This window comes from Catenuloplanes japonicus, assembly GCF_000717135.1.
GTDB lineage: Bacteria > Actinomycetota > Actinomycetes > Mycobacteriales > Micromonosporaceae > Catenuloplanes > Catenuloplanes japonicus.
In genome coordinates, this window is sequence record NZ_JNXY01000018.1 from 37832 (window position 1) to 63053 (window position 25222).

The window sequence follows — 25222 nt, forward strand, 5'->3', positions numbered from 1 at the left end:
ACCGGTGCCCGCGGGAGCATGCGGACCGCAACCACCGCGAAGCGGGAAAATGAACTAGATCTTGATCTGGCTCTCAGTCCGATGGGGCGTGCAGTTCCAGGGCGGCGATGGCGGCGCCGCGGGCGCCGGCCATGTCCAGGTCGGGGACCAGGGCAAAGGTGGCGACGGCGGCCTGCTCGGCGCGGAGCAGCGTGTGTTCGCGGACGGTCTTGATGAACCACTCGCGGAAGTGGGGCTGGGTCTCGACGACGCCGCCGCCGACGAAGTAGGCGTGCGGGTCGGTGAAGTTGGCGGCGACGGTGAAGAGGCGGCCGATCGCGGTGGCCTGCTGGGCGAAGACGCGCAGCGCCATCTCGTCGCCGGACTCGGCCATGCCGCGCAGTTTCTTCGCGGCGGCCAGGACGGACGGCTCGGCGTGCAGCGGGTGGTCGGGGTAGCGGGTCAGCCAGTAGGGAAGCAGGTTCTTCGCGATGCCGGTCAGGGACGCGATGCTCTCCGAGTCGCCGGTGAAGCCGCAGTTGCAGAGCGGGAGCGGCTGGTCGTCCTCGATCAGGCCGTGCAGCGGGATCGTCACGTGGCCGAGCTCGCCGGCCATGCCCGCGGCGCCCTTGACGACCTGGCCGTCCTCGACCACGCCGCCGCCGAGTCCGGTGCCGACGATCGCGGAGATGGACGACGTCTCCGCCGCCTTGGCGCCGAAGTAGACGTGGTGGGCGTAGAGCGCGGCGGCGTTGCCGTCGTTGTTGTAGACGACCGGCAGGCCCAGCCGGGCCTCCAGCGCGCCGCGGATGTCGAAGCCGTGCCATTCCGGCTCGGAGAAGTTCGTCGAGCCCTTCTGCGAGATCACGCCGTGTGCGGTGGCGGGGCCGGGCGTGTCCAGGCCGACGGCCACCACGGCCTCGCGCGGCACGTCGGTGACCTTCAGGATGTTGTCGAGCGCGTCGGAGAGGGCGCCGACCGCCGCCTCCGGGCCCTGCTTGACCAGGCTCGGGATCTCGACCATGCGATCGACCAGGAACTCTCCGGCCGCCGTGAGGATGGTCGCGTTGTTGGCGGTGCCGCCGTTGTCGATGCCGACGACCACCGGACCGTTCACCAAGACCATCGTGCCTCCGCCCGTACGCCGGAACCCTGACCCGCATCGTACCGACGATCTTCTCCGGTGGAGATGAATCGGCCCCCGGGACGATCGTCCCGGGGGCCGTTCGAAGATTTAGCGGGCGAGCGGGAGGCCCTGCTTGTCCTTGAAGCTGCCCACGGCGATGATGATCAGATCGATCAGCGTCCAGACGCCGAAGCCGCCGAGCGTGATCAGCATGAGCAGGCCGGTGCCGATCTTGCCGACGTAGAAGCGGTGGACGCCCAGGGTGCCGAGGAAGAAGCACAGCAGAAGGGCGACGATCCAGGACTTCTGGCCGGCAGCGGTGGTGGTGGACATGGTGGTGTATCTCCTACCTGAGAGTTACCTGCAAAAATCGATGCACAATAACGGGGTACGGTGCTCATAGGCAACAGCCCCGCTGCTCATTGCTAATCTTCTGTGCGTGCCGTCCGACGGATTTCGTGCAGATCTCTCCCAAGCGTTCCGTGCGCGAATTCCCATTCTCTACGTCGAGTCATATGAGGAACACCGTGCGCTGGCCGAGATCGCCGCGGTCGCGCGCGATCCGGAACTCGTCCGTACCCCGCGGGCGCTGCTCACCTGGTCACCGACGAGCGGGCTGATCCAGCCCGACGGCACGGCCCGGCGCGGCGCGATCGACCCGGAGGACGCGATCGTCGCGGCGCTGCGCACGGAGGAGCCGAGCGTCTTCGTCTTCTGCGACCTGCACGCCACGCTCGGCCCCGCGGTCGTCCGGCTGCTGCGCGACGTCGCGGCCGCGTTCCGCGCCGGCCCGGTCCCGCGCACGCTGGTCATCCTCGCGCCCGCGCTGCACATCCCGCACGACCTGGAGCGGGACGTCTCGATCCTGGACTTCCCGCTCCCGGCCGAGACGGACATCCGCGCGCTGCTCGACCGCATGATCGACGACAACGTGGCGACCGGCCGGATCACGGTCACGCTCACGTCCGGCGACCGGGAGCGGTTCGCCAAGGCCGCGCTCGGCCTCACGCTGCACGAGGCGGAAAATGCGTTCGCGCGCGCCATGGTCGACGACCAGGTTCTCGCGCCGGCCGACCTCGCGGTGGTCCACGAGGAGAAACGTCAGGCGGTCCGCAAGTCGGGGCTGCTCGAGTTCGTCGAGCCGCACGCCGGGCTCGCCGACGTGGGCGGTCTGGAGAACCTCAAACGCTGGCTGGTACGCCGCGACGGCACCTGGCTCGACGAGGCCGCCGCCTGGGGCCTGCCCGCGCCGCGCGGCGTGCTGATCACCGGCGTGCCCGGCTGCGGCAAGTCGCTCACCGCGAAGGCGGTCTCGGCCGGCTGGGGGCTGCCGCTGCTCCGGCTCGACATGGGACGCGTGTTCAGCGGCCTGGTCGGCTCGTCGGAGCAGAACATGCGTACCGCCATCCGCGCGGCCGAGGCCACCTCGCCGTGCGTGCTCTGGGTCGACGAGATCGAGAAGGGCCTGGCCGCGTCGTCCGGCTCCGGGGACAACACCGGCACCGGCGCGCGGGTGTTCGGCACGTTCCTCACCTGGCTGCAGGAGAAGACGCGCCCGGTCTTCGTCATCGCGACCGCGAACGACATCGACCGGCTGCCGGCCGAACTGCTCCGCAAGGGACGGTTCGACGAGATCTTCTTCGTGGACCTGCCCACCGGGCCGGAACGTACCGCGATCTGGACCGTCCACCTCAGCCGCCGGCTCAGCCATCCGGCCGTCGCCGGGCGCCTCGACCTCTCCCCTGACCTGCTGTTCGAGCTGACGAAGCTGACCGCGGGCTACTCCGGCGCGGAGATCGAGCAGGGCGTGGTCGCGGCGCTCTACGACGCGTTCGCGGAACGGCGGCCGCTGCAGCGCGACGATCTGGTCCGCGCGGTGTCCAACACGGTGCCGCTGAGCGTGACCCAGGCGGAACGCATCGCAGCGATCCGGGCCTGGGCCTCCACCCGCGCGGTCGCCGCGACCGCGCCGGAGGACTGGGATCTGGGCGCGGGCAACGGACGGGCCGTAGAGTTCTGATCTCCGGACCGGTTGCGGGGGGTTTCTGGTGAGTTGGTGGCAGCGCTTTACCGCTTCGTCTCCCGACTCCGACGACGCCCCGGATCCGGACTGGTCGGCGAGCCCGGGATTCTGGCCGGCGTCGCCGTCCCGGTCCGATGAGTCCGCCGCCCGATCCGGTGCGTCGTTGTCATCGCGGACCGGTTACTCGTCGGCGAGGCCGGGGCCGCAGTCCGGCCTGTCGTCGCAGTCCGGTGCGGGGTCGGATCTCGGCTCGGGGTCGCAATCCGGTTCGCGATCCGGTCCGGGGACGCGAGCTAGTTCGGGATCACGATCCGGTTCGGGGTCCTGGTCCGGCTCGGCGTCGTGGGGCGGGCGTGCGGAGCCGGCGCCCTCGCCCCGGCTCCCGGCCGCGTCGTCGCCCGCGGCCGAGGACCAGCTGGTGCTGCCGTTGCTGCCGCCCGGCACCCGGCCGCCCACGTTCGTGGACCGGGTCGACGTGAACGCGGCCACGGCGGAGGAGCTGTCCGTCCTCCCGGGAGTGTCGCTCACCGGCGCGACCCGCGCGGTCGACCTGCGGGAGATCGGCGGCCCGTTCGCGAACCTCGACGAGTTCGCCACCGCGGCCGGCGTCGACCTGACCGAGCATCCCCGCCTGGCCAACCTGCTCGCCTGCCACAAACCCCAGGCCCCCTACAACCGGGCCGCCCCCTATCTCCCGGACGCCCGCATCCTCGACGTCTGACGGGCCTGGGCACCACCAGGGGTTTTCCGGACCACGACGGGACCGGCTCCTCGCGTCGAGCGGAGCGCCAGCGGAGCCCGACGCGAGGTTTGCCCGCGGGAGCAACGCTGCTGGACCATGCTGGAAGCGGGAAAGAAACTGGATCTTGTTTTTAGGATTTTCGGGCGCCGGTGAAAGCGATCGACATCATCGGGTGTTTCGCGCGGCCGGTCAGCGTGTCGCCGGCCACCGAGGCCTCGCAGCGCAGCGTGGCGGGGAAGGGGGACGTGATCCGCGCGCGGAAGCGGACCGTGTCGCCGTCCGCGCTCGCGTCGTCGATCATGCGGCCGTCCAGCGCGCCGGTCACGCCCTCGTCGGTGACGCGGAGGCTGAGGTCGGCGCGCTGCTCACCGCCGCCGGTCTGGAACGTGAGCGTCCAGTCGCCGGTGAGCGCGCGGCCGTGGAGGTAGCGGTCCGCGTTCTGGTGATATCTGCGGTGTTCGGCGGAGGTGTCCGGGGCCTGATAGGTGTCCTCGTCGTCGACACCGATGCCGAAGAACGCCTGGGTCGCCCGGTTCGCCCCGGCGGCGAGCCCGGCCGCGCGGGCGCGCATGGCCGGCTCGTAGCGGCGGATCGCGTCGTCCACCGTGGGCTCCTTGGCGATGGCGTGGGCCAGCTGGAACAGCGCCTCCGCGACATCGAAGCCTTCACCGCCTGGCTGGAGGCGCAGCCACGCACGCCCGGCCTTCTCCGCGTCGCTGCACTACGCTGGCTCGACACCACCACCGAGGAACACGTCAACGCCCAGCGTCTCGCTCAGGCCAATCAGGCCGCACATCGCCGCCTGGCCGACGACGGCCCTGGCGTCCTCGACACGTTCGCGCGTATCGTTCACATCTTCGCGCCTCCCGGCGCACCCCCGGCGGAGACGCTCTACATCCGCTCCGTCTTCAACGCGGTCGGTTCCGTCCTCCTGGTCACCGGCCCCGCCGACGCGGCCCCCGCCGACATCATCGCAGCAGCACGCCGCATGGTGATCTCACTGACCGACGAGTGACCCAGCTCAGGCGGGCGCGGCCACGTTCAGCCCGGCGCTCGCCGCGATCACCGCGAGCCGCTTGTCATATGTGACGAACGCGCTGATCTCCTGCCCCGACGCTATGAGCAGGTCCGCCGTAGCGAGGTGAACGGCGTCCAGAGACCTGAGCAGCGGATCCTGATAGGCGCCGGCGGTTGCCCGGACCGCAGCATTGATCTCCACCCGATGAAGCCGTGCAATGACGCCTGCCACGCTGCCCAGGACACCCGGCTGCGCGCGACGCAGCGCACGCGGCACCTCGACCTCAACCAGCGCCGAGGCCACCAACGGCTCGGACGCGCGCTCATTGAGCCAGGCGATGAGCGCGGCGGACTCCTCTTCCACGCGGATCAGTTTGATCAACGCTGCGCTGTCAAGGTAAATCACCAGCGCTCCTCCTCGCGGAGTGACGAGAGGAGGGCTGCGGCCTCCGACCCAGGCTCAGCCGCCACTGTCGGCATCGGAAACGGCCCGGTCACGGTGGGTGGGAGCACTGTTCCGGAGTCGATGAGCGCGGTAAGGGAGTCGGCGCCGGCGGGCACGATCCGTGCGATCGTCCTGCCCTGGCTCGTGATCTCGATGACCTCGCCCTGCTCCACCTTGGCGAGAACCGCTGCGGCGTCCTGGCCCAGGACCCGGATCGGAATCTGCTCCATACATGAAGCGTAGTGCCTCATGCATGGGACACGAGGCACTGGAAATGTCCGGCGGTGCCGACGCGACCGAGTCCCGGATCCATCGGGTCCGGGGCTCGGTCGCGGGACGTTACAGCGCGCCCAGGTACCTCTGCCGCTCGTACGGCGTGACCTCGCGGCGGTACTGCTCCCACTCCGACCGCTTGTTGCGCAGAAAGAAGTCGAAGACATGCTCGCCGAGAACCTCGGCGACCAGTTCGGAGCCGGCCATGGCCTCGACGGCCTCGGACAGGTTCTCCGGGAGGGCCTCGTAGCCCATGGCCTTGCGCTCGGCGTTGGAGAGCGACCACACGTCGTCCTCCGCGCCCGGCGGCAGCTCGTAGCCCTCTTCGATGCCCTTGAGCCCGGCGCCGAGCATGACCGCGAAGCCCAGGTACGGGTTCACGGCCGAGTCCAGCGACCGGATCTCGACCCGCGCCGAGTTCGGCTTGCCGTAGGCGGGGACGCGGACCAGCGCGGAGCGGTTGAGGTGGCCCCAGCAGACGTAGGCCGGCGACTCGGTGATCTGGTTCGGCAGCTGCTGCGGGAAGAGCCGCTTGTACGAGTTCACCCACTGGTTCGTGACCGCGGTGTACTCACGCGCGTGCACGAGCAGGCCGGCGATGAACGCCTTGGCGACCTTGGAGAGCTTCATCGGGTCGCTGGCGTCGTGGAAGACGTTGCGCTCGCCCTCGAAGAGCGACAGGTGGGTGTGCATGCCGCTGCCGGGCTGGTCGGTGAACGGCTTCGGCATGAAGGTGGCGCGGACGCCGTGCGAGAGCGCGACCTCCTTGACCACGTGCCGGAACGTCATGATGTTGTCGGCGGTGGTGAGCGCGTCCGCGTACCGCAGGTCGATCTCCTGCTGGCCGGGCGCGACCTCGTGGTGGCTGAACTCGACGGAGATGCCGATCCGCTCCAGCGCGAGCACGGCCTGCCGGCGGAAGTCGCGCGCGACCGCGTGCGTGGTGTGCTCGAAGTAGCCGCCGGTGTCGACCGGCGTGGGCACGGAGCCGTCCAGCGGACCGTTCTCCAGCAGGAAGAACTCGATCTCCGGGTGCGTGTAGAAGGTGAAGCCCTTCTCCGCGGCCTTGGAGAGCATGCGGCGCAGCACGTGGCGCGGGTCCGCCCAGGACGGGGAGCCGTCCGGGAGCAGGATGTCGCAGAACATGCGCGCGCTCTCGCCGCTGACGCCGCCCTCGAACGGGAACACCTGGAACGTGGTCGGGTCCGGCATGGCGACCATGTCGGACTCGAAGATGCGGGCGAAGCCCTCGATGGCCGAGCCGTCGAAGCCGATGCCCTCCTCGAAGGCGGACTCCAGCTCGGCCGGCGCGACCGAGACGCTCTTCAGCGTTCCCAGCACGTCCGTGAACCAGAGCCGGACGAATCGGATGTCGCGCTCTTCCAATGTGCGGAGCACGAACTCCTGCTGTCGGTCCACCTTCTGTACCCCTCGCAACGACGTGCCTGCATCACCAAAGGCCGTCGGATGGCCTGATGGAGACCTTACGCCCACCTAGGCCGGAGGGCCTGGCGCACGGTGTTCCCCAGCCCACCAACACGCTCAGCGGCGCCAGTGTCTCCCGGTTCGGTTACGCGCGTGTTACGCCGCATCCACACACGCCGATGTGCGCAACCTGTCCGGTTTATAGGCGTTGGAACCATTCAGACGGAGGGAGCGCACATGCGACACCTGAGTGGGCGGCCCCTGACGGTCGCCGGTGGCCTGCTGCTCGGATTGCTGCTCGCCGCCGTTCTGCTGGCGCTCAACGTGATGGGCGTCCACATCGACGACGATCCGCGGCCGCACGCGCGGCCGACGAACGCCGCCGGCGAGCCGCTGACCGGCAACCAGCCGGAACTGTCCAGCGCGCTGATCTCCACGGCCGACCTGGCCGCACGCCTGACGCCCACGCCGTCCGCGTCCGCGCCCACGCCGGCGCCGCACCGGACCGAGGCCGCGGCACCGCCTCCCACCCGGGCCGCGGCCGTGCCGCCGGAGCGCGCCGAGCGGTGCCGCACGCTCTTCATCGCACCGTGGGAGCTGATGCCGTCCGGCGAGGCGATGGCCGACTCGCAGATCACCATCAACCCATCAGGGGGTACGCCGCTGCTGCGTCAGATGCTGTCGCTGTTCACGGACGACGGCGCGACGGCGGCCTACGAGACGATCCGCGACTCGGTCACGGACTGCCAGGCGTTCGAGACGACGCTGGAGGACGGCAGCGCGGCCACGATCTCGCTGCGCGAGCTGGAGGTGACCGACGGCGGCGCGGACGGGGCGTACGCGGTGCGGATCGTCGCGCGCGGCAAGGAGGGCACGCTCACCGGCTATCTCGCGGTCGGCCGGGTCGGGCCGATGCTGTCCGTGCTGCGGACGGTCGGTCCGGAGGGCGCGATCGACTCCGAGGACGCCGAGACGACGCTGGACCTGGCGATCGACAAGATGGCGCTGCTGGAGGGCGTGATCCCGGACTGAAAGACTCAACCTGAGTCAATCGTGACCGGGTTAACACCTCCGATTGCGGCGTGACCGGGGTCCGGCAGGGAAAGATGAGCCCATGCCCACGTTGCGCCTCGCGCTTGCTCAGGTGAACCCGACCGTCGGTGACCTTCCGGGGAACGCCGCCCTGGTCCGGCAGTGGACGCGCGCCGCCGCCGGCTCCGGCGCCCACCTGGTCGCGTTCCCGGAGATGATGCTGACCGGCTACCCGGTCGAGGACCTGGTCTACCGGGAGTCGTTCGTGGCCGCGTCCCGCGCCGCGCTGGAGTCGCTCGCGGCCGGGCTGGCCGAGGACGGCCTCGGCGACCTCCCGGTGATCGTGGGCTACCTCGACTCGGACGGCCCGGCCCGGATCCGCGCGGACGCCACGCCCGGCCGCGGCCCGCGCAACGCGTCCGCGGTGCTGCACGGCGGCGCGGTCGTGGCCCGCTACTTCAAGCACCACCTGCCGAACTACGGCGTCTTCGACGAGGACCGCTACTTCGTCTCCGGCGACGACCTCACCGTGGTCCGGATCGGCGGCGTCGACGTGGCGCTGACCATCTGCGAGGACATCTGGCAGGCCGGCGGCCCGTTCGCGGTCGCCCGGGAGGCCGGCGTCGGGCTGGTCATCAACATCAACGGCTCGCCGTACGAGCTGGACAAGGACGACGTGCGCCTCCCGCTGGTGCAGCGGCGGGCCGCGGAGGCCGGCGCGACCGTCGCCTACGTAAACATGGTCGGCGGGCAGGACGAGCTGGTCTTCGACGGCGACTCGATGATCGTGGCCGCGGACGGCACGCTGCTGGCCCGCGCGCCGCAGTTCACCGAGACCCTGCTGGTCCACGATCTCTCCGTACCCGCGGCGGCCGTTGATCCCGGTTCTTTCGAGGGCCCGATGGGGGTGGTCCGGGCACACGTCACGGACGCACTCGCACCGCTGGACCCGGCCGGCCTGGAGGGTGGCATCGTCGAGCGGTCCGCCACCGAGCAGGAGATCTGGAGCGCGCTGGTGCTGGGCCTGCGCGACTACGTGCAGAAGAACGGGTTCCCGTCCGTGGTGCTGGGCCTGTCCGGCGGCATCGACTCGGCCGTGGTCGCCACGATCGCGGTGGACGCGCTCGGCCCGCAGCGCGTGGTCGGCGTCTCGATGCCCAGTGAGTACAGCTCGGAGCACTCCCGCGACGACGCGGCCGACCTGGCCAAGCGGCAGGGGCTGGACTACCGGGCGCACGCGATCGCGCCGATGGTGGACGCGTTCCTGGCCAACCTCACGCTCTCCGGCCTCGCGGTGGAGAACCTGCAGGCCCGGGTGCGCGGCGTCACGCTGATGGCGCTCTCCAACCAGGAGGGCCACCTGGTGCTCACCACCGGCAACAAGAGCGAGCTCGCGGTCGGCTACTCCACGCTCTACGGCGACTCGGTCGGCGGCTTCAACCCGATCAAGGACGTGCCGAAGACCACGGTCTGGAAGCTGGCCCGCTGGCGCAACGAGGAGGCGCAGCGCCGGGGCGAGACGCCGCCGGTACCGGAGAACTCGATCGTGAAGCCGCCGAGCGCGGAGCTGCGGCCCGGCCAGCTCGACTCCGACTCGCTGCCGGACTACGAGGTGCTGGACGCGATCCTGGCCGGTTACGTGGACGGCGACCTGGGCCGGGACGGCCTGATCGCGGCCGGGCACGACCCCGCGGTGGTGGACCGGACGCTGCGGATGGTGGACCTCGCGGAGTACAAGCGCCGCCAGTCCGCGCCCGGCACCAAGATCTCGATCAAGGCGTTCGGCCGTGACCGGCGGCTGCCGATCACCAACCGGTTCCGCGACGAGTCCTGAACCGTCGTTCACGAGGGTGCAACAATCCATCAATGCGTGTGAAATCTTCCACTCTTCCTCCACGCTCGTTCGCGCTGGTGGGACGATCTCGCTAGGAGCCCGGGGACCGCGGACGCGGCCTCGAGGTGAGAGGAGACCCCGATGTCAGAGGAAGTGCCCACGCTGTACGGCATCGCCGCCAACCGGCGCATCCGCACGCGTGACCTCATCGCCGCCAAGCAGCGCGGCGAGCGCTGGCCCATGCTGACCTCGTACGACCAGTACACCGCGTCGATCTTCGACCAGGCCGGCATCCCGGTGCTGCTGGTCGGCGACTCCGCCGCGAACAACGTCTTCGGGTACGAGACCACCGTCCCGGTCACGGTCGACGACCTGCTGCCGCTGGTCCGGGCCGTGGTTCGCGCCACGAAGAGCACGCTCGTCGTGGCCGACCTGCCGTTCGGGTCGTACGAGGAGGGCCCGACGCAGGCGCTGCGCACCGCGGTCCGGTTCATGAAGGAGGGCGGCGCGCACGCGGTCAAGCTGGAGGGCGGCCGCCGCGTCGCCGCGCAGATAGCGGCCATCACCGGCGCCGGCATCCCGGTCATGGCGCACATCGGCTTCACGCCGCAGAGCGAGCACGCGATCGGCGGCTACCTGGTCCAGGGCCGTGGCGACGCCGGCGAGCAGCTCCTGGCGGACGCGCACGCGGTCGCGGACGCCGGCGCGTTCGCCGTGGTGCTGGAGATGGTGCCGGGCGAGGCCGCCAAGCGCGTCACCCACGAGCTGGACATCCCGACCGTCGGCATCGGCGCGGGACCGGACACGGACGCCCAGGTGCTCGTCTGGCAGGACATGGCCGGCCTGCGCACCGGAAAGGCGCCCCGTTTCGTCAAGCGGTACGCGGACCTGGCCGGCGAGCTGAACCGGGCAACACGGGCATTCGCGGACGAGGTACGCGGCGGCGAGTTCCCCGCGGGCGAGCACACGTTCAGCTGACTCACAGGTGAGGGAGTCACGCTTCCCCCTCACCACGGAACGCGGGTCGATTCGGGCATAGCCGTACTAGGCTGAATAAATCGGCCCGCGCTTGCCCCGGGCCGGCCCCGAGCCCGAGAGGAGGCCCGCCGATGCACCGCACCGACGAGACGACACCACAACCGGATGCGCACGCTTCCGGCCCCAGGTCAGACCGCTCCCCCGGTACGGCCGGCAGGCCAAACCCCGCCATGCTCGGAGCCCGCCTGGCCCGCATTCATGCGCAGGCCGAGCAGGCTCCGGCTCCGGACGAGGACGAGCAGGCCGCACCGGCCCTCCAATAGGAAACGCAGATGACGGTGGCGCGGACCCTTTCGGGGTCCGCGCCACCGGTCTATACGTGCTGTCAGATCTTGGACCGGGATCGGGCGGATTTCGCGGCCTGGCTCGCCGGCGTCGCACTCCTGGCCGTCGCCTTCGCCGGCGTGATCTTCGCGGACGCGGCCTTCGCGGTCTGCTTCGCCACGGCCTTCGCGGCCGCGGTTCCCGTGGCCGCCGTCTTCGTGCCCGTTGCCTTCGTGCCCGCTGTCTTCGTGGCCGCTGTCTTCGGGGCCGGCGTCTTGGCGGCCGTCGCCTTCGTGAGCGAGGCTTTCGCGGACGGCGTCTTTGAGGTCGGCGTCTTCGCGAGCGAGGCCTTTGCGGTCGATGCCTTCGTGTCCGGTGTCTTCGTGAGCGACGCCTTCCCGGTCGGTGCCTTCGCGGCGCCCGCCTTTGTCGCCACGGTCCTCAGCGCGGAGGTCTTCGAGGTCGGCGTCTTCGCGACCGGCGCCGCCGCCCCGGTGGTGGCCCTGGCGGCCGTCTTCGTGGCGGTGGTCCGGGTGACACCGAGCGAGTCGGACGTCTTCCTGGCCGCCGCCTTGGCCTGCTTCGCCAGGCCGGCGGCCTGACGCACGGTCTCACCGGTCCTGGCCGCGGTCGCCGAGGCCTTCTGCGCGACCGCCTTGGCCGTGACCGCCTTCGTCGCGGCCGTGCCGGTCCTGGCCGTGGCGGCCCGTCCGGTGGCGGCGTTCCCGGCCGACGCGGTCCGGCCCGTCGTGCTCTCGTTCGTCGCGCTCCGGCCGGTGGTCTTCGCCGGTACGGCGGCCCGGCCGGCCGTTGCCGTCATGCCGGCCGCTGCAGTCCTGCCGGCCGTCGCAGTCCTGCCGGCCGTGGCATTCGTGCCGGTCGCGCGGGGCGTCGCCGCCTTTCCCGCGGCCGGGGCGGGCTTCTTCGCAGCCCGCGCGTTCGGCACCACGGTCGAGGCGATGCTCCCGCCGGAGGTCCTGGTCAGGACCGAGTTCCCATTGGTGATAGGCGTCTTGGCCGCATTCCCGTCCTTCGCCCTGGACGCCCGCGGCAGCGACGCCGTGCCCACGGATTCGAACGTCGCGCCCTTCGCGGCCGCCGCCCTGGTCGAGGCGGGCCGCGGCACCAGCGCGTCGACGGAGGTGGCACGCGTGCTCTTCGTCGCGGCGGCCGTGCGACCCGCGCTCTTCACCGCCGAGGTCCGCGACACGGCGGCCGTGGGTCCCGTGGCCTTTGCGGCACTCCCGGCTCCGACGGACTTGCGCGGGCTCGCGGCGGCGGCCGTCTTGGAAGCACCCGCGGCGGCGGCCGTCTTGGAAGCACCCGCGGCGGCGGCCGTCTTGGAAGCACCTGCGGCGGCGGTCGTGCTGGACGCGCTCGGGGTGGCTGTCCTTGACGTGCTCGCGGCGGCCGCCGTCCTGGACGTGCCGGCGGCGGGCCGGGAGCCGTTCGTCGTGGTCGCGCCGATTCGGGCGGCCGGGCTGGTCAGCGACGCCTCCAGGTCGCGTGCCTTCTTCGCGGCCGAGGTCATTTTCGTCGCGGCGGACCGGGCCGAGGCGGAAGCGGCCTTGGCGTTGTTCGCCGCCGTCCGGGTTGCCCGTCGTGTGGTCGTGACGGAATCGGCGGCACCCTCCGTGGCATAGGCGGCGCCAGTGTAGAGCGCACCTGCCGCCAAATCACCATTTGTGCTGATATTTTGCCCGACGCGAGAAGAGGCACCGCGCGCCTTGGACCCGCCGACCGGCACCGAGGCCCGGCCGGTCACCTTGCCGTTCCGCGAAGCGGGCAGATCGGCCACGGACTCACCGCCCGCCGCATTCGCGGAGGCAGCCGCCCCGCGCGCCGCCGACGCGCCGTTACGCGACGCCGCCGAGCCGTTCCGCGAAGCGGGCGAGCCGTTACGCGACACCGCAGATCCATTACGTGATGCGGCAGAGCCGTTACGCGACGCGACCGAGCCGACGGACGTGGCCGACCGGCTCCTCGCCGTCTTCGGCACCGTGGCCACCCGCTCGGCCCGGCCCACCGCCGGCGCCGTCGGCATTCCCGCCTCGAACCCGTCATCCGGCTCTCCCATGACCCCCGCGCCTCCCGCCGTCGGCGGCATCGCGGCCAGTCCGGTCGCCGGTGCGGTCCGGGAGTCCGCGGCCATCGCCGCCCCCGACTCCCCCGGTTCCATCGGCGGGATGGCGGCCACCGGCGAGATCCCGCTCGGCGGCATCGACGCGGCCGCCGGGCCCGGACCCGCGGAGATCGCGCCGTCGCGCTCGGCCTCGGGAACGAGCGGCTTCCGCGTACCCCCGGCGGCCTTTGATGTTTTTGTGGGTCGTGATCCGGCGGCTCCGCCGGAGGCTGACGCGGCCGCGCCGGAGGGGCGGGATCCGGCGGAACCGGACGACCTGGTCCGTGCCGGGCCTGCGACCGCGGAGGTGTCCGCACCGGTCGCCGGAGCGGCGTCCCCGGGGCGGGCCGCGCGTGAAGACGTGGTGGCCGAGGTCTTGGCAGACTTCTTCGCTGCGGCCATGGTCGGTCCTCCCTGGGACTTTTGTGCATGCGCCACCGCGCCCGGTGCTGTCTGCGCCGGTGCGGTCAGATTCGCTTGTGCTGCGGCACGATCCGGATGCCGCTCCGGCCTAACGCTCCCCCGTCCAGCGTTTGTCCTCGGCCTCCCACGACTCGTTGCGCTCCTGGACCTTCTCCAGGGCGTGCGAGGCGTCTTCCTCGGAGGCGAAGGGGCCGATCCGGTGTTTGGCCGGGCACAGATTCGCGTCCGATTCGACGCGATTGTGGCGTATACACCAATAGAAGCGGCCGACACTGTCGCTCATGACATCACTGTGCACCGCAAAGCGGCCAAGCGCTACCGATTCGCGCAAATACCAAGGTAGAGGGCTGCACGCCGTCCGGGGCCGACTCCCACCAACGGGCGACGAAGCCACCCCATCGGATGACAGAGTCGACAGCGAGGCCGGGGATCGCGCGATGTGCACCCCCATGGCCAACTCGGCATGATCTGCGACACAGTGGGGTAACGACGCTCAACCGTTTCGGCCCCGGGAGAGTCGAAACGGTCGGGGATGGCGCGACGCACCAGGGAAAGGCGGCCAGCATGCTCAGTCAGGAGGACAACCGCCGGCTCAACGAGATCGAGGAACACCTGGCCCTCACCGATCCGGCATTCGTGGCCAGGATGCGAGCCAGGAAGGCCAGGCGTCCGGGCATCGGCGCGCTGGCCACGATTGCGGTGATGTGGGCCGCCGTGCCGATCATCGGGGTCGCCGGCGGTCTGGTGCCGGCACTGTTCGCGGGCCTCGCGTTCGTGGCGGGCACCGTGCTGGTGCTGCGGCGCCCGTTCCGCCGGGCCTGAGGATCAGAAGAACAACAGCAGCGGGGGTACGCGTACCCCCGCTGCTGTGTGCGGTCAGGCCGTTCGTGGTCAGGCCTTCAGGAAGGCGAGCAGCGCGGCGTTGACCTCGTCGCCGTGCGTCCAGAGCAGGCCGTGCGGCGCGCCCTCGATCTCGACGTAGGTCGCCTGCGGCAGCCGCTTGCGGAACTCACGCGCGGTGGCGTCGATCGGCAGGATCCGGTCGCCGGTGCCGTGCAGGATCAGCGCCGGCACGTCGACCTTGGGGATGTCGTCGCGGAAGTCGGTGATCCAGGTCGGGACCGCGGCGCTGGACGCGAACCAGGACGAGCCGGCCGCCACGTTCCAGCTGTTGCGCAGCGCCTCCTCGGACAGGCGCGTGCCGAGGTTCTCGTCCGTGTTGTAGAAGTTCGTGTAGAAGTCGGTGAAGTACCGGTACCGGTCCGCCTTCACGGCCGCGCTGATCCCGTCGAAGACCTCCTGCGGCACGCCGGCCGGGTTGTCCTCCGTCTGGAGCAGGAACGGCTCGAGCGAGGCGAGGAACGCGGCCTTCGCGACCCGGGCCGAGCCGTACCGGCCCAGGTAGCGGGCGACCTCGCCGGTGCCCATGGAGAAGCCGACCAGCACCACGTCGTTCAGGTCGAGCGTCTCGAGCACGGTGTTGAGGTCCGCGGCGAACGTGTCGTAGTCGTACCCGGTGGTGGGCTGGCCGGACTGACCGAAGCCGCGGCGGTCGTACGTGATGACGCGGTAGCCGGCCTCCAGCAGCACCGCCTGCTGCTTCTCCCAGGAGTGGCCGTCGAGCGGGTAGCCGTGGATGAGCACGACCGGCTGGCCCGCGCCGTGGTCCTCGTAGTAGAGGTCGACGTTGGTGCTGTTCTCGGTACCGACGGTGATGTACGGCATCTCTGCCTCCGGTGCGCTCAGTGGAGAACGTGCGTTCTCCGCTCATCACGTACTCTAGAGAACGCGCGTTCTCCACCGCCACTTCACACACGGTGAGAGGCGTCACGGAACATGGAGGGAACATGACGACGCCGACCGACGACGCGGTACGGACCCGGGTGCTGGACGCGGCCGACCGCCTCTACAACGCCCGCGGCATCCAGGCCGTCGGCATGGATGCGCTGCGCGCCGAGTCCGGCGTGCCGCTCAAACGCCTCTACCAGCTGTTCCCCGCGAAGGAGGCGATCGTGGCGCAGGTGCTGCACCGCCGCCACGACCTGTGGACCTCGCTGGTCGAGGACGCGGTGGCGACCGCACCCGCGCCGCGCGAGCGCCTGCTGGCGATCTACGACATGCTGGCCCGCTGGTTCGACGAGGACGACTTCCGCGGCTGCGTCTTCATCAACACGTTCGGCGAGCTGGGCACCGGCGCGCCCCGGCTGGCGGAGATCATCCGCGCGCACAAGGCGGACTTCCAGGCCCGCGTGGCGGAGCTGTGCGCGGACGCGGGCGCGCCCGGCTCGCTCGCGCCTCAGCTGGCCATCCTGGCCGAGGGCGCGCAGACCACCGCCGCCATCGCCGGTACGAACGAGGCGGCCGGCCACGCGCGGGCCGCCGCCGAGACCCTGATCGACCTGGCCCTGGGGAGGACAACACCGTGACAGTCGAGGCGGTAACACCGACCAGCCCGCGCCCGATACGCCGTTCGATCATGGCGCAGAGCTGGCACGACCTGTCGTTCCTGCACTGGCCGGCGGACCCGGCGACGGTGCAGCGCTTCCTGCCGCCGGACACCCGGCCGGACACGTTCGAGGGCGTGACCTACGTGGGCCTGATCGGGTTCCGGATGGTCGACGTCGGGCCGGTGCCGGGCGTCGGCGTGCCGTACCTGGGCACGTTCCCGGAGACGAACGTGCGGCTCTACTCCGTGGACGGCCGGGGCCGGCGCGCCGTGGTGTTCCGGTCGCTGGACGCGTCCCGGCTGCTGCCGGTGCTGGTGGCGCAGACCGTGTTCCGGCTGCCGTACAAGTGGTCGCGGATGTCGCTGCGCCGGGACGGGGACGTGTTCACGTACACCAGCCACCGCCGCTGGTTCGGCAGCCGGGCGCGCAGCAGGATGGTGGTGCGCGCCGGCGAGGCGATCGCGGAGCCGACGCCGCTGGAGCACTTCCTGAGCGCGCGCTGGGGCCTGCACGTGGACGCGTTCGGCCGCTCGCTGCACCTGCCGAACGTGCATCCGCAGTGGCCGCTGCACCGCGCCGAGCTGCTGGAGTTCGACGACGAGCTGCTCACGGCCGCCGGCTTCCCCGCACCGCTGGAGGCACCGGTCAGCGTGCTCTACTCGCCGGGTGTACCGGTCCGGTTCGGCACGCCGCAGAGTATCGACAGGACTCCGCCCGGTAACTAGTCTGAACGGCATGACTCCTTACACGTTCAACGGTCCCGCGTGGCAGGAAAGCTGGGATCGCCAGCAGGAGGCCTACCTTCCGGACCGTGAGGAGCGCTTCACCGCGATGCTGGACGCGGTCGAGGCCGTCACCGAATGGCCGGCGCCGCGCATCCTGGACCTGGCCGGCGGCACCGGCTCGATCGCGCTGCGCGCCCAGCGCCGTTTCCCGCAGGCGAACACCACGCTGCTCGACCTCGACCCGGTGACGCTCGCGATCGCACGCGCCACCCTGGACGAACGCTCCACCGTCGTCACCGCGAACCTGATCGACCCCGGCTGGGTCGCCGCGCTGCCGCACCGCGACTACGACGCCGTGCTGGTCGCGACCGCGCTGCACTGGCTGACCCCGGAACGACTGGCCGCGCTCTACGCCGAGATCCGCACCGTGCTGCGCCCCGGCGGCATCCTGGTCAACGCCGACCACATGCCCGACGACGGCCTGCCCGGCCTGTCCAAGCGGCTCGGCGAGCGCGCCGACGCCCGCCGCGAGGCCCGCTACGCCGCCGGCGCCGTCCTCTCCTGGAACGCCTGGTGGGACCACGCGAAGACGGACCCCACGCTCGCCCCGCTGGTCACTGAGCGGGCGGCACTCTTCACGGCCGACCACCACCAGGAGTGGCTGCCGCCCGCGTCCTGGCACCAGCAGGCACTGCGCGACGCCGGCTTCACCGAGGTCGGCCTGATCTGGCGCGGCGCCCAGGACGCAGCCGTCGCCGGCGTCAGATAGCCGCACCTAGGATCAATCGCATGTCCGCTATCGACGACCTGCTGCCCGCCGCCCACGAAGCCGTCGACCTGGCCCGCGACATGATGCGCACCATGCGCCCCGGCGTCCTCACCGCCAAGGGCGACCGCGACATGGCCTCCGAGGTCGACATCGCCATCGAGCAGCGGGTCCGCGCCTTCCTCGCCGACCGCACCCCGCACGTCGGCTTCCTCGGCGAGGAAGAGGGCGCCCGCGGCACGTCCGACGGGCTCACCTGGTCCCTCGACCCGGTCGACGGCACGGTCAACTTCGTGCACGGCTCGCCGCTCTGCGCGGTCTCGCTCGGCCTGATCGAGGACGGCGAGTCCGTCCTCGGCGTGATCGACACACCGTTCCTGGGCACCCGCTTCTGGGCGTCACCCGGGGGCGGCGCGATCTGCGACGACGTGCCGATGCGGGTCAGCGAGGTCGCCGACCTGTCCGAGGCGCTGTGCGCGATCGGCGACTTCGCGGTGGGTCTCGACGCCGACGAGAAGAACCGGGAGCGCTTCGCGATCCTGGAGACGCTGGTCCCGCGCGTGCAGCGGATCCGCATGCTGGGCACGGCCGCCACGGACCTGGCCTGGCTCGCGGCCGGGCGGCTGGACGTGCTGGTCATGATGTCGAACAAGCCGTGGGACACGTCCGCCGGCACCGCGATCGCGCGCACGGCCGGCGCGCACGTCGTCGACCGGGACGGCTCCGCGCACAACGTCGCGTCCGAGGCCACGATCGCGTGCGCGCCGGGCCTGGCGGAGACGCTGCTGCCGCTGCTGGCCGCGCGGATTCAGTGATCAGCTCCGCGGGTTCAGTGAGATCAGCTCCGAGATGAGTCCGCCGCCGGGGAAGTCCATCAGGACCATGCCGGCGCGGACGACCGGAGTGTGCACCTCCGGGCCCTCGTTCAGATAGGTCAGCAGGAACGGGTTGACGCCCTGCACACCGAGCGCGCCGCCCGCGACCGCCTCCGGCGTGGCGAAGACGCTCGCGCCGGAGGTGAAGTTGACGTACATCTTGGCCGGGTCACCCGCACTGGTCCTGTCGAGGTGGCGGCGGACCTGGTCGCGTTTGGTGGCGATGGCGCCGACGTTCGGCACGTTGTACTCGTCCTGGACGTAGGTGGACGATCCGTCGCCCCACTCCGGCGTGAACTGCGACAGGCCGTACTGGTTGTAGCGACCGCCGAACGGCCCGTGTAGCAGCGCCAGCACCACCCGGCCGCGCACCGCCCCGAGCGTCGGCGTGGCCGCGGCAGCGGACCGGTTCACGGACGGCGCCCAGAACAGGCCGGGTCGCGCGTCGCGGTAGCGGTCGAAGATGTCCGGGAACGCGAGCTGGCCGGACGCGTCCGTGCACGAGCCGGTCTGGGCCGTGCACTCGTGCTTGAACCGCAGCACCACGGTCTCGGCCGGGTGCGCGCCGAGGAAGCTGGACAGCACGTTCAGCACGTCGTCGAAATTCGCGTTCTGGTACGTCGCGCCGTGGTGGATCGTGAACGTGTTCCCGTCGTTGATCCGCGCCCGCACGTCGATCACCCGGATCCCGGCGTCGAGCTGCGCGGCCAGCGTGGCACCGCTGTCGCCGTGGTTCTCCTGGGTCTGGGTCCAGGTGCCGCCGCGGATGGAGAGCGTCTCGTGCGTGCCCGGGATCGACATCGCGGCGAGGCTGGTCCCGCTCGGCACCGTGGCCATCCAGTCGGGATTGCTGGTGCTGCGCAACGACCGGTACGACGCGTCCGCCGCGAGCACCTGCCCCTGGGTGAAGAGCACGCCCGCGCCGGCCAGCAACACCGTGGCCCCGATGGTCAGAATACGTCGCCGCATACCGGCCACCCTGGACCCCGGACACGTCGAGCACCAGGGCACGAATCAACGAACGGGAATATCCCTCACGAACGGCCGGTGGCCTTGTTCACCGTGAACAGCTCGCCGGGCTGGCAATCGAGCGCGTCGCACAACGCGGTCAGCGTGCTGAAGCGCACCGCCCGCGCCCGCCCGTTCTTCAGGATCGACAGGTTCGCCAGCGTGATCCCGACCCGGTCGGCCAGCTCGGTGAGCGTCATCCCGCGTGCGGCCAGCAGCGCGTCGATGTGCACGTCGACGCGGTGTTCCTCCTCCGGTGGCACGGGTCAGACCACCTCGTCCAGCTCCGCGCGCAGCGCACCGCCGCGGCGCAGCACCTCCGCGACCGCGAGCAGCCCGAAGCCGAGCAGCAGCCACCAGAAGCCGGAGCGGAACGACAGCGCCCAGAACTCGCCGTAGACCACGGTGGACGCGGCCGCGTCGATCGCGACCTGCGCCAGCTCCGCGCAGACGCCGAGGACGAGCGTGGCAACGCCGAGCCGGCGCAGCCTGCGGGGCAGCTCCGGTGAGAACGGGTCCGTGCGCCGGGCCACGGCCACGATCCGCCAGAGCAGCACGATGATCAGGAGCCCCAGGAGGTACGCCGGCGCACCCTGGAGCGCGGAGAGCAGCCGCTCGCCCCACGCCGGGTCCGTGACCGTCACCTCCACGCCGCCGCCGTCCGCGAGCCGCACGCCCGCGGGCAGCCCGGTCACGCCGGTGGCGCCGGCGGTCTGGATCGTCAGGTCCACGGTGCCCGCCACGACCGCGCGGCCGATCGTGGCCACGCCGCCGAGCACGCCGAACCCGATGCCGACCACCAGCGCGGTATGCAGTTCTCCCAGCCAGTCCCGATGCGCGTCGATCATCGCTACCTCCCCGTCTTATCGAAAAACGATGTATTGATAATCGATAAGTTACGGGCCGTTGTCAAGCGGCGGCCGGGGCGTCCCACGGACGCCCCGGCCGCTGACCGGGAGTTGACCAAGCGGGGATCAGGACGAACAGGATTCCCCGCGCCGCGAGGTCCGAGGCTACGGCCGGGATGCTGCCCCCGGAGAACAAACATTGCCGACCGTAGATCTCACCACCGCCGCGACGTGACCGCGGCCGCGGGCGGCGGGCGACCGGCCGCGGGACTCGCGGCCGTTGCCCGTGTGACGCGAACCGGCTCCGATCGGCGATCGGAAGCGGAGCGCCGGCGGAGTCTTCCGAACGCCGGAGGTTGGCCCGCGGGAGCATGCGGGCCGGACCACGCCGGAAGCGGGAAATGACGTTCTTGCTCCTGGGGTTATTCCTGGGTCGTGGTGACCTTGGCACGGCCGACCGCAGGGCGGTTGATCGTGGCGCGACCGGCGGGACGGGCCGTGGACCGGGGCGTGGCGCCGGACGGGCGGCGGTTGAGCGGCGTGCCACCGGTGGCGGCCGGGACGCGCGTGTCGTTGCCCGCCTCGGGCTGCGTCGACGCGTCGTCACTGCGCGGCGACGCGTCGACGGCCGGCGGCGTGGCCTGCGCGGGACCGGTCGTGGCGGTGAGGTCGTCGAGCTCGGGCCGGAGCTCGCCCGGGGACTCGCGGAACGGGCGGATCTCGCCGGTGAGCAGGCCCGCGTCCCGGGCGGCCGCATGCCAGCGGAGGCTCTTCATGCCGGTCGTCGCCGCGGTGGCCGCCTCGACGATGCCGATGGCCAGCGCGGAGACCGCCACCGTGGCCGCGGGCAGGTGACCGGAGATCGCGGCGGCGCCGGTGGCCAGCGCGGCCGGCAGGTAGACCGCGGCACGCGCGCCGACCCTGCTGCGGATCCCGCGGCGCATCGCGACCGCCACGTCCGCCAGCGCGATCAGCGACAGCACCACCGTCACCGCGATCGCGAGCGGCGCGTCCACGCCGACCAGGCCGCGCAGGATCACCATCGCCGCGAGCAGCGCGGCCCCGGTCGCGACCCAGCCCGGCAGACGACGGCGACGCGTCGCGGCCGGCGGGTCGGTGAGCAGGTCGGAGACGCGACAGAAGGCGACGCCGAGCAGCCACATGCCGACGAACACACCACCCCACATGTGTACGGTCGCGGGCCATAACGCGATCAGCAGACCGAGCGTGGCCGACAGGCCGCCGAAACTGATCCCCAGCCACCAGGCGAGGAGTTCGCGGACCTGGCCACCCAGGTAGGCGGCCTCGTGTCGGGCGTGCGTGACCAGTTCATGTGGCATGTTCGGACCAACCTCCGTTGTGGGGTGACGGATACTGCTTTACCCAGGAGACCGGGCACACACCCGAGGAAAGCATCGTCTCTTCGACGGACAGCACGCCCGGCGCTTCCCGTGCGGGCGATACCCGCACCTCCGGTCGCCTTACGATTGACCCCGGGTTCCGGGCAGGCAGGATGATGTGATGGACGACAGCGGTGACGACGTGCTCGGCACCATCGAGACACAGATCGCGCTGCTCATGCGCCTCGGCGAGGCCACCCGGCGGGCCACCCCCGTCGAGCCGCACCGCGCGCTGGACAGGGCCGCCTACGTGATCCTCCGCCACCTCGCCGAGGCCGGCCCGACGAACGTGTCCGCGCTCGCCGCCCGCCTCAACCTCGACGGCTCCACCATCACCCGCCAGGTCTCCGCCATGCAACGCGACAACCTGGTCACCCGCGGCTCCGACCCCGCCGACGGCCGCGGCACGCTGGTCTCCCCCACCGACCACGGCCTCCACTGCGTGGCCGTGGTCCGCTCCGCCCGCCGCGACCTCTACGGCCACATCCTCGCCGACTGGAACGCCGCCGACCGTGCCACGCTCGCCAGCCTCATGCATCGACTGAACGTGTCGCTCTCCGCCCACAAGCCACCCGCGCGCGGCTAGTTTGTAGGATGTTCACGCGATGAGCGAGTCGGCTGGACGGCCGCGTCAGCGACTCCCCGGAGTCCTGCCGAGGAACGTCCGGACTCCACAGGGCAGGGTGGTTGCTAACGGCAACCCGGGGCGACCCGCGGGACAGTGCCACAGAAAACAGACCGCCGCCGCAGTTTTGCGGCGGTAAGGGTGAAACGGTGGGGTAAGAGCCCACCAGCACCCCGGGTGACCGGGGTGGCTCGGTAAACCCCACCCGGAGCAAGGCCAAAAAGGGCCCCAGGGCCTGCGCAGGTGCTTGAGGGCTGCCCGCCCGAGCCTGCGGGTAGGCCGCTCGAGCCCGCCGGCAACGGCGGGCCTAGATGGATGGCCGTCACCCGGCGCCAGTCGCCGGCACAGAATCCGGCGTATCGGCCGACTCGCTCATCGCCCCTTTCTGTTCACAGTTGTCGATCAAGTCTCGGTTGGCCAACCGGCGGCTCTGGCAGCCGACGTGGGCTGCCAGGCCCAGCCGGTGGCGTACTCCCGGCGCTCATGAACTTGCTTTCTGGGCCGTGACCGGCTGCTTCAGTGCCAGCGGAGCGAGTCCGGCCCCGATCGCCACGGCGGCCGGCGGGAGTAGGTCGAGGCTGGCCGCGATCGCGAGGAAACCGGCGAGGACCGCGAACGGGGACCAGCGCGGCACACCGCGCGGATCGGTGAAAGAGAGCAGGCCGAGCAGCGTGAGCAGGCCGAACTGGAACAGCAGTGGGCCGATGAGCTGGAGGGCGCCGGGCAGTGGGAGCGCGCGGCGGAACGGGTCGGAGAGGTCGCCGGCGATGATCCAGCCGAAGCAGCCGGCGCCGAGGATGGCGGCGGCCGTGGCGGGGGTGGCGAGCGGGGAGTGAGTCACCGCGGGGCGGATCAGTGTGGCGAGCAGCGCGAACAGCAGCATGGCCAGGAGGAATGCGGTGTGGCCGGCGTCCCAGGCGAGGCCGTTGCCCCGGTCGCCGTCGAAGCCGTCGATCCAGCGGAGGATGCCGTAGGTGAGCAGCAGCAGCGGGGCCGCGACGGCACAGAGACGCGTCATGGGGGAAGCCTGCACTGATGCGGGCGTACGTTCATCGGGGTTCTTCCCTGGACTGACCCGGATCTGACGGCGCGGGCGGCCACAGGGGATCATGGATGGATGAACGAGTTCCCGGTGGGCGGCGCGCCCTATGGCATCGTGTGTGACGCGGACGGGCAGGTGTGGACCACGCTGATCCACACCGGGCAGATCGCGCGGGTGTCGCGTACCGGCGAGGTCTCGGTATTTGATCTTGAAGCGACGGAGAGCGGGCCCGCCGTGATCGTGGCCGCGCCGGACGGCGGCGTGTGGTTCACCCGGTCGCGCGATCATCAGATCGGGCGCATCTCCGCCTCAGGTGTGATCGAGGCGTCTCCGCTGGCCGGCGCGGTCGGCCCGTTCGGGATCACGTGTGCGGCCGACGGCGCGGTCTGGTTCACGGAGATGGCGGGCAACGCGGTCGGCCGGCTGGCGCCGGACGGATCGGTCACGGAGTTCCCGCTGCCGGTGCCAGAAGCATTTCCAAGCATGATCGCCGAGGGTACGGACGGCGCGCTCTGGACCACGCTCAACGCGGCGAACGCGCTGGCCCGGGTGACACTCTCCGGCGAGGTGACGGTGTTTCCGCTGCCCACGCCCGCTGCGGGACCGGTCGGGATCACAGGCCGTTCCGACGGTACGGTCTGGTTCGCCGAGATCCTGGCCGGGCAGATCGGGCGGTTGTCGCCATCCGGCAAGATCACGGAGTTCCCGCTGCCCGATCGTGACGCCAAACCGCACGCGATCGTGGCGGATCCGGACGGCGGGTGCTACTTCACGGAGTGGGCGGCCAACAGGATCGGGCACGTTACCGCGGCGGGGGAATTCCAGCACTGGGACCTGCCGACGCCCGGCTCCGAGCCACACGGCCTCGCTATCGCACCGGACGGGGCGGTGTGGGTGGCGCTGGAGGCCGGCTCGGTCGTGCGCGCGGAACTCGCCTGAACGCGCGAACGCCGGTTGTCAGAGTCTCACCAGCGCCGTTCCTAGCGGAGGATCTCCCGATGCCCCGTCCTCATGTGCTGCTCAGCGTCGCCGTCTCCATCGACGGCTACATCGATGATGCGAACCCGGAGCGGCTGCTGCTCAGCAATACGGAGGACTTCGACCGGGTCGACCAGGTGCGCGCCGAGTCCGACGCCATCCTGATCGGCGCCGGCACCATGCGCGCGGACAACCCACGGCTGCTGGTCAACAGCCCGGAGCGGCGGGCTGCGCGGGTGGCGGCCGGTAAGCCCGCCTACCCGCTGAAGGTCACCGTCTCGGCCGGCGGCGACCTCGACCGCGACCTCACGTTCTGGCACCACGGGGGCGAGAAGGTCGCCTACACCACGGACGCCGCGGTCGAGAAGCTGCGCGAGCGTCTGTCCGGCCTCGCCGACGTCGTCTCCACCGGCCCGGCCGTGGATCTCGGCCGCGTCCTGGACGACCTCGGCGCACGCGGCATCGGCCGGCTGATGGTCGAGGGCGGCTCCCGCATCCACACCGCCTTCCTCTCCCAGTCCCTCGCCGACGAGATCCAGATGGCCGTCGCCCCGATCGTCGTCGGCGACGCCGACGCCCCCCGCTTCCTCAACCCGGCCACCTACCCGGGTGGTTCCGGCCGGCGCATGCGCCTGGCCGAGGCGAGGCCGGTCGGCGACGTGGTCCTTCTTCGTTACCTGCCGAAGCCCGAGGACATGCTCGAGTGGTGATTCAGCCACCGAGACTCGAGTGAGTGCAGGCCTCGAGGCCTTCCTTAAGGTGTCC

At 71.2% G+C, this 25222-nt stretch carries 29 protein-coding genes and 1 other RNA gene; 18 read left to right on the plus strand and 12 right to left on the minus strand.

The genetic code is table 11. The features are described 5' to 3' along the window. Nucleotides 1-73 precede the first annotated feature (73 nt). Both OP04_RS24710 and OP04_RS24715 read right to left on the minus strand, forming a co-directional pair. Nucleotides 74-1096: an ROK family protein gene (locus OP04_RS24710; RefSeq protein WP_232323729.1), complete on the minus strand. Its 1023-nt coding sequence runs from the start codon at nucleotides 1094-1096 to the stop codon at nucleotides 74-76. 117 nt (nucleotides 1097-1213) lie between these two features. After that, nucleotides 1214-1438 (minus strand): TM2 domain-containing protein, encoded by a 225-nt coding sequence (locus OP04_RS24715; RefSeq protein ID WP_033342223.1) that lies wholly within the window; start codon nucleotides 1436-1438, stop codon nucleotides 1214-1216. A 106-nt stretch (nucleotides 1439-1544) separates the two neighbouring features. Between OP04_RS24715 and OP04_RS24720 the strand changes: the two genes are divergently transcribed. Both OP04_RS24720 and OP04_RS54795 read left to right on the plus strand, forming a co-directional pair. After that, entirely contained in the window at nucleotides 1545-3125 is a 1581-nt protein-coding gene (locus OP04_RS24720) for an AAA family ATPase (protein WP_051798897.1), read from the plus strand. Between the two features lie 421 nt (nucleotides 3126-3546). Continuing rightward, entirely contained in the window at nucleotides 3547-3849 is a 303-nt protein-coding gene (locus tag OP04_RS54795; RefSeq protein WP_033342224.1) for a ComEA family DNA-binding protein, read from the plus strand. 151 nt (nucleotides 3850-4000) lie between these two features. Here OP04_RS54795 and OP04_RS51970 read toward each other — a convergent pair whose 3' ends face one another. Next, nucleotides 4001-4474 carry a hypothetical protein gene (locus OP04_RS51970; protein WP_051798899.1) on the minus strand — a complete coding sequence of 158 codons (474 nt, stop codon included), beginning with the start codon at nucleotides 4472-4474 and terminating at the stop codon, nucleotides 4001-4003. Nucleotides 4475-4495: 21 nt separating this feature from the next. On the opposite strand from OP04_RS51970, the gene OP04_RS24735 reads away from it, so the two are divergent. Further along, a complete protein-coding gene (locus OP04_RS24735; protein WP_051798901.1) occupies nucleotides 4496-4885 on the plus strand; it encodes a hypothetical protein in 390 nt (129 codons plus the stop codon). 6 nt (nucleotides 4886-4891) lie between these two features. Here the strand turns inward: OP04_RS24735 and OP04_RS24740 are convergent, their stop codons facing one another. From OP04_RS24740 to glnA, 3 genes are all read right to left on the minus strand, one after another. Continuing rightward, nucleotides 4892-5293 carry a type II toxin-antitoxin system VapC family toxin gene (locus OP04_RS24740; RefSeq protein ID WP_033342225.1) on the minus strand — a complete coding sequence of 134 codons (402 nt, stop codon included), beginning with the start codon at nucleotides 5291-5293 and terminating at the stop codon, nucleotides 4892-4894. Continuing rightward, complete coding sequence (locus OP04_RS24745; protein ID WP_033342226.1) at nucleotides 5290-5562, minus strand: type II toxin-antitoxin system Phd/YefM family antitoxin; 273 nt, start codon at nucleotides 5560-5562, stop codon at nucleotides 5290-5292. The genes OP04_RS24740 and OP04_RS24745 overlap by 4 nt, the downstream gene beginning before the upstream one ends. 109 nt (nucleotides 5563-5671) lie before the next feature. Further along, on the minus strand, nucleotides 5672-7024 hold the full coding sequence (glnA, locus tag OP04_RS24750) for a type I glutamate--ammonia ligase (RefSeq protein ID WP_033342227.1): 1353 nt from the start codon (nucleotides 7022-7024) through the stop codon (nucleotides 5672-5674). 243 nt (nucleotides 7025-7267) lie between these two features. Here glnA and OP04_RS24755 point away from each other — a divergent pair, with 243 nt between their 5' ends. The 7 genes from OP04_RS24755 (at nucleotide 7268) to OP04_RS54800 (ending at nucleotide 14565) form a co-directional block, all read left to right on the plus strand. Further along, nucleotides 7268-8062 carry a sensor domain-containing protein gene (locus OP04_RS24755; protein WP_033342228.1) on the plus strand — a complete coding sequence of 265 codons (795 nt, stop codon included), beginning with the start codon at nucleotides 7268-7270 and terminating at the stop codon, nucleotides 8060-8062. An 82-nt stretch (nucleotides 8063-8144) separates the two neighbouring features. Then, nucleotides 8145-9896 (plus strand): NAD+ synthase, encoded by a 1752-nt coding sequence (locus OP04_RS24760; protein ID WP_033342229.1) that lies wholly within the window; start codon nucleotides 8145-8147, stop codon nucleotides 9894-9896. A gap of 141 nt (nucleotides 9897-10037) precedes the next feature. Further along, the gene (gene panB, locus OP04_RS24765; protein WP_033342230.1) at nucleotides 10038-10874 is read left to right on the plus strand and encodes a 3-methyl-2-oxobutanoate hydroxymethyltransferase; all 837 of its coding nucleotides are present in this window, start codon (nucleotides 10038-10040) and stop codon (nucleotides 10872-10874) included. A 392-nt stretch (nucleotides 10875-11266) separates the two neighbouring features. Beyond that, nucleotides 11267-11800, plus strand: coding sequence for a hypothetical protein (locus tag OP04_RS50075; RefSeq protein ID WP_157240287.1), 534 nt, complete (start codon nucleotides 11267-11269; stop codon nucleotides 11798-11800). A 60-nt stretch (nucleotides 11801-11860) separates the two neighbouring features. Next, nucleotides 11861-12841 carry a hypothetical protein gene (locus tag OP04_RS53580; protein WP_033342231.1) on the plus strand — a complete coding sequence of 327 codons (981 nt, stop codon included), beginning with the start codon at nucleotides 11861-11863 and terminating at the stop codon, nucleotides 12839-12841. A gap of 84 nt (nucleotides 12842-12925) precedes the next feature. Further along, nucleotides 12926-14086, plus strand: a complete 1161-nt coding sequence (locus OP04_RS53585) for a serine/threonine-protein kinase (RefSeq protein ID WP_157240290.1) — start codon at nucleotides 12926-12928, stop codon at nucleotides 14084-14086. Between the two features lie 221 nt (nucleotides 14087-14307). Beyond that, nucleotides 14308-14565, plus strand: a complete 258-nt coding sequence (locus OP04_RS54800; RefSeq protein ID WP_051798905.1) for a DUF3040 domain-containing protein — start codon at nucleotides 14308-14310, stop codon at nucleotides 14563-14565. 69 nt (nucleotides 14566-14634) lie between these two features. On the opposite strand, the gene OP04_RS24790 is transcribed toward OP04_RS54800, so the two are convergent. Continuing rightward, nucleotides 14635-15468, minus strand: coding sequence for an alpha/beta fold hydrolase (locus OP04_RS24790; RefSeq protein WP_033342233.1), 834 nt, complete (start codon nucleotides 15466-15468; stop codon nucleotides 14635-14637). Between the two features lie 122 nt (nucleotides 15469-15590). On the opposite strand from OP04_RS24790, the gene OP04_RS24795 reads away from it, so the two are divergent. Genes OP04_RS24795 through OP04_RS24810 form a run of 4 tightly spaced genes read left to right on the plus strand, consistent with a single transcriptional unit; the run spans nucleotide 15591 to nucleotide 18496 of the window. Beyond that, on the plus strand, nucleotides 15591-16169 hold the full coding sequence (locus OP04_RS24795; RefSeq protein WP_033342234.1) for a TetR/AcrR family transcriptional regulator: 579 nt from the start codon (nucleotides 15591-15593) through the stop codon (nucleotides 16167-16169). Next, nucleotides 16166-16915: a YqjF family protein gene (locus OP04_RS24800; protein ID WP_033342235.1), complete on the plus strand. Its 750-nt coding sequence runs from the start codon at nucleotides 16166-16168 to the stop codon at nucleotides 16913-16915. Before OP04_RS24795 ends, OP04_RS24800 begins: the two co-directional genes overlap by 4 nt. 10 nt (nucleotides 16916-16925) lie before the next feature. Next, nucleotides 16926-17684 (plus strand): class I SAM-dependent methyltransferase, encoded by a 759-nt coding sequence (locus OP04_RS24805; RefSeq protein WP_033342236.1) that lies wholly within the window; start codon nucleotides 16926-16928, stop codon nucleotides 17682-17684. A 20-nt stretch (nucleotides 17685-17704) separates the two neighbouring features. Further along, a complete protein-coding gene (locus OP04_RS24810) occupies nucleotides 17705-18496 on the plus strand; it encodes an inositol monophosphatase family protein (RefSeq protein WP_033342237.1) in 792 nt (263 codons plus the stop codon). Here the strand turns inward: OP04_RS24810 and OP04_RS24815 are convergent, their stop codons facing one another. The 4 genes from OP04_RS24815 to OP04_RS24830 form a co-directional block, all read right to left on the minus strand. Continuing rightward, a complete protein-coding gene (locus OP04_RS24815) occupies nucleotides 18497-19525 on the minus strand; it encodes a phosphatidylinositol-specific phospholipase C (RefSeq protein WP_085066737.1) in 1029 nt (342 codons plus the stop codon). It abuts the gene before it with no gap. 65 nt (nucleotides 19526-19590) lie between these two features. Next, nucleotides 19591-19827 carry a helix-turn-helix domain-containing protein gene (locus tag OP04_RS24820; protein ID WP_033342238.1) on the minus strand — a complete coding sequence of 79 codons (237 nt, stop codon included), beginning with the start codon at nucleotides 19825-19827 and terminating at the stop codon, nucleotides 19591-19593. A gap of 3 nt (nucleotides 19828-19830) precedes the next feature. Then, nucleotides 19831-20412, minus strand: a complete 582-nt coding sequence (locus OP04_RS24825; protein WP_033342239.1) for a DUF2975 domain-containing protein — start codon at nucleotides 20410-20412, stop codon at nucleotides 19831-19833. 422 nt (nucleotides 20413-20834) lie between these two features. Next, entirely contained in the window at nucleotides 20835-21752 is a 918-nt protein-coding gene (locus OP04_RS24830) for a hypothetical protein (protein ID WP_033342240.1), read from the minus strand. A 181-nt stretch (nucleotides 21753-21933) separates the two neighbouring features. On the opposite strand from OP04_RS24830, the gene OP04_RS24835 reads away from it, so the two are divergent. Both OP04_RS24835 and rnpB read left to right on the plus strand, forming a co-directional pair. Further along, the gene (locus OP04_RS24835) at nucleotides 21934-22398 is read left to right on the plus strand and encodes a MarR family winged helix-turn-helix transcriptional regulator (RefSeq protein WP_033342241.1); all 465 of its coding nucleotides are present in this window, start codon (nucleotides 21934-21936) and stop codon (nucleotides 22396-22398) included. A gap of 24 nt (nucleotides 22399-22422) precedes the next feature. Further along, nucleotides 22423-22812, plus strand: an RNA gene (rnpB, locus tag OP04_RS50085) — RNase P RNA component class A. Between the two features lie 106 nt (nucleotides 22813-22918). On the opposite strand, the gene OP04_RS24840 is transcribed toward rnpB, so the two are convergent. Next, nucleotides 22919-23455, minus strand: coding sequence for a hypothetical protein (locus OP04_RS24840; protein ID WP_051798912.1), 537 nt, complete (start codon nucleotides 23453-23455; stop codon nucleotides 22919-22921). Nucleotides 23456-23554: 99 nt separating this feature from the next. Between OP04_RS24840 and OP04_RS24845 the strand changes: the two genes are divergently transcribed. Next, nucleotides 23555-24418 carry a Vgb family protein gene (locus OP04_RS24845; RefSeq protein ID WP_033342243.1) on the plus strand — a complete coding sequence of 288 codons (864 nt, stop codon included), beginning with the start codon at nucleotides 23555-23557 and terminating at the stop codon, nucleotides 24416-24418. A 59-nt stretch (nucleotides 24419-24477) separates the two neighbouring features. Then, nucleotides 24478-25167, plus strand: coding sequence for a RibD family protein (locus OP04_RS24850; protein WP_033342244.1), 690 nt, complete (start codon nucleotides 24478-24480; stop codon nucleotides 25165-25167). Nucleotides 25168-25222 lie beyond the last annotated feature (55 nt).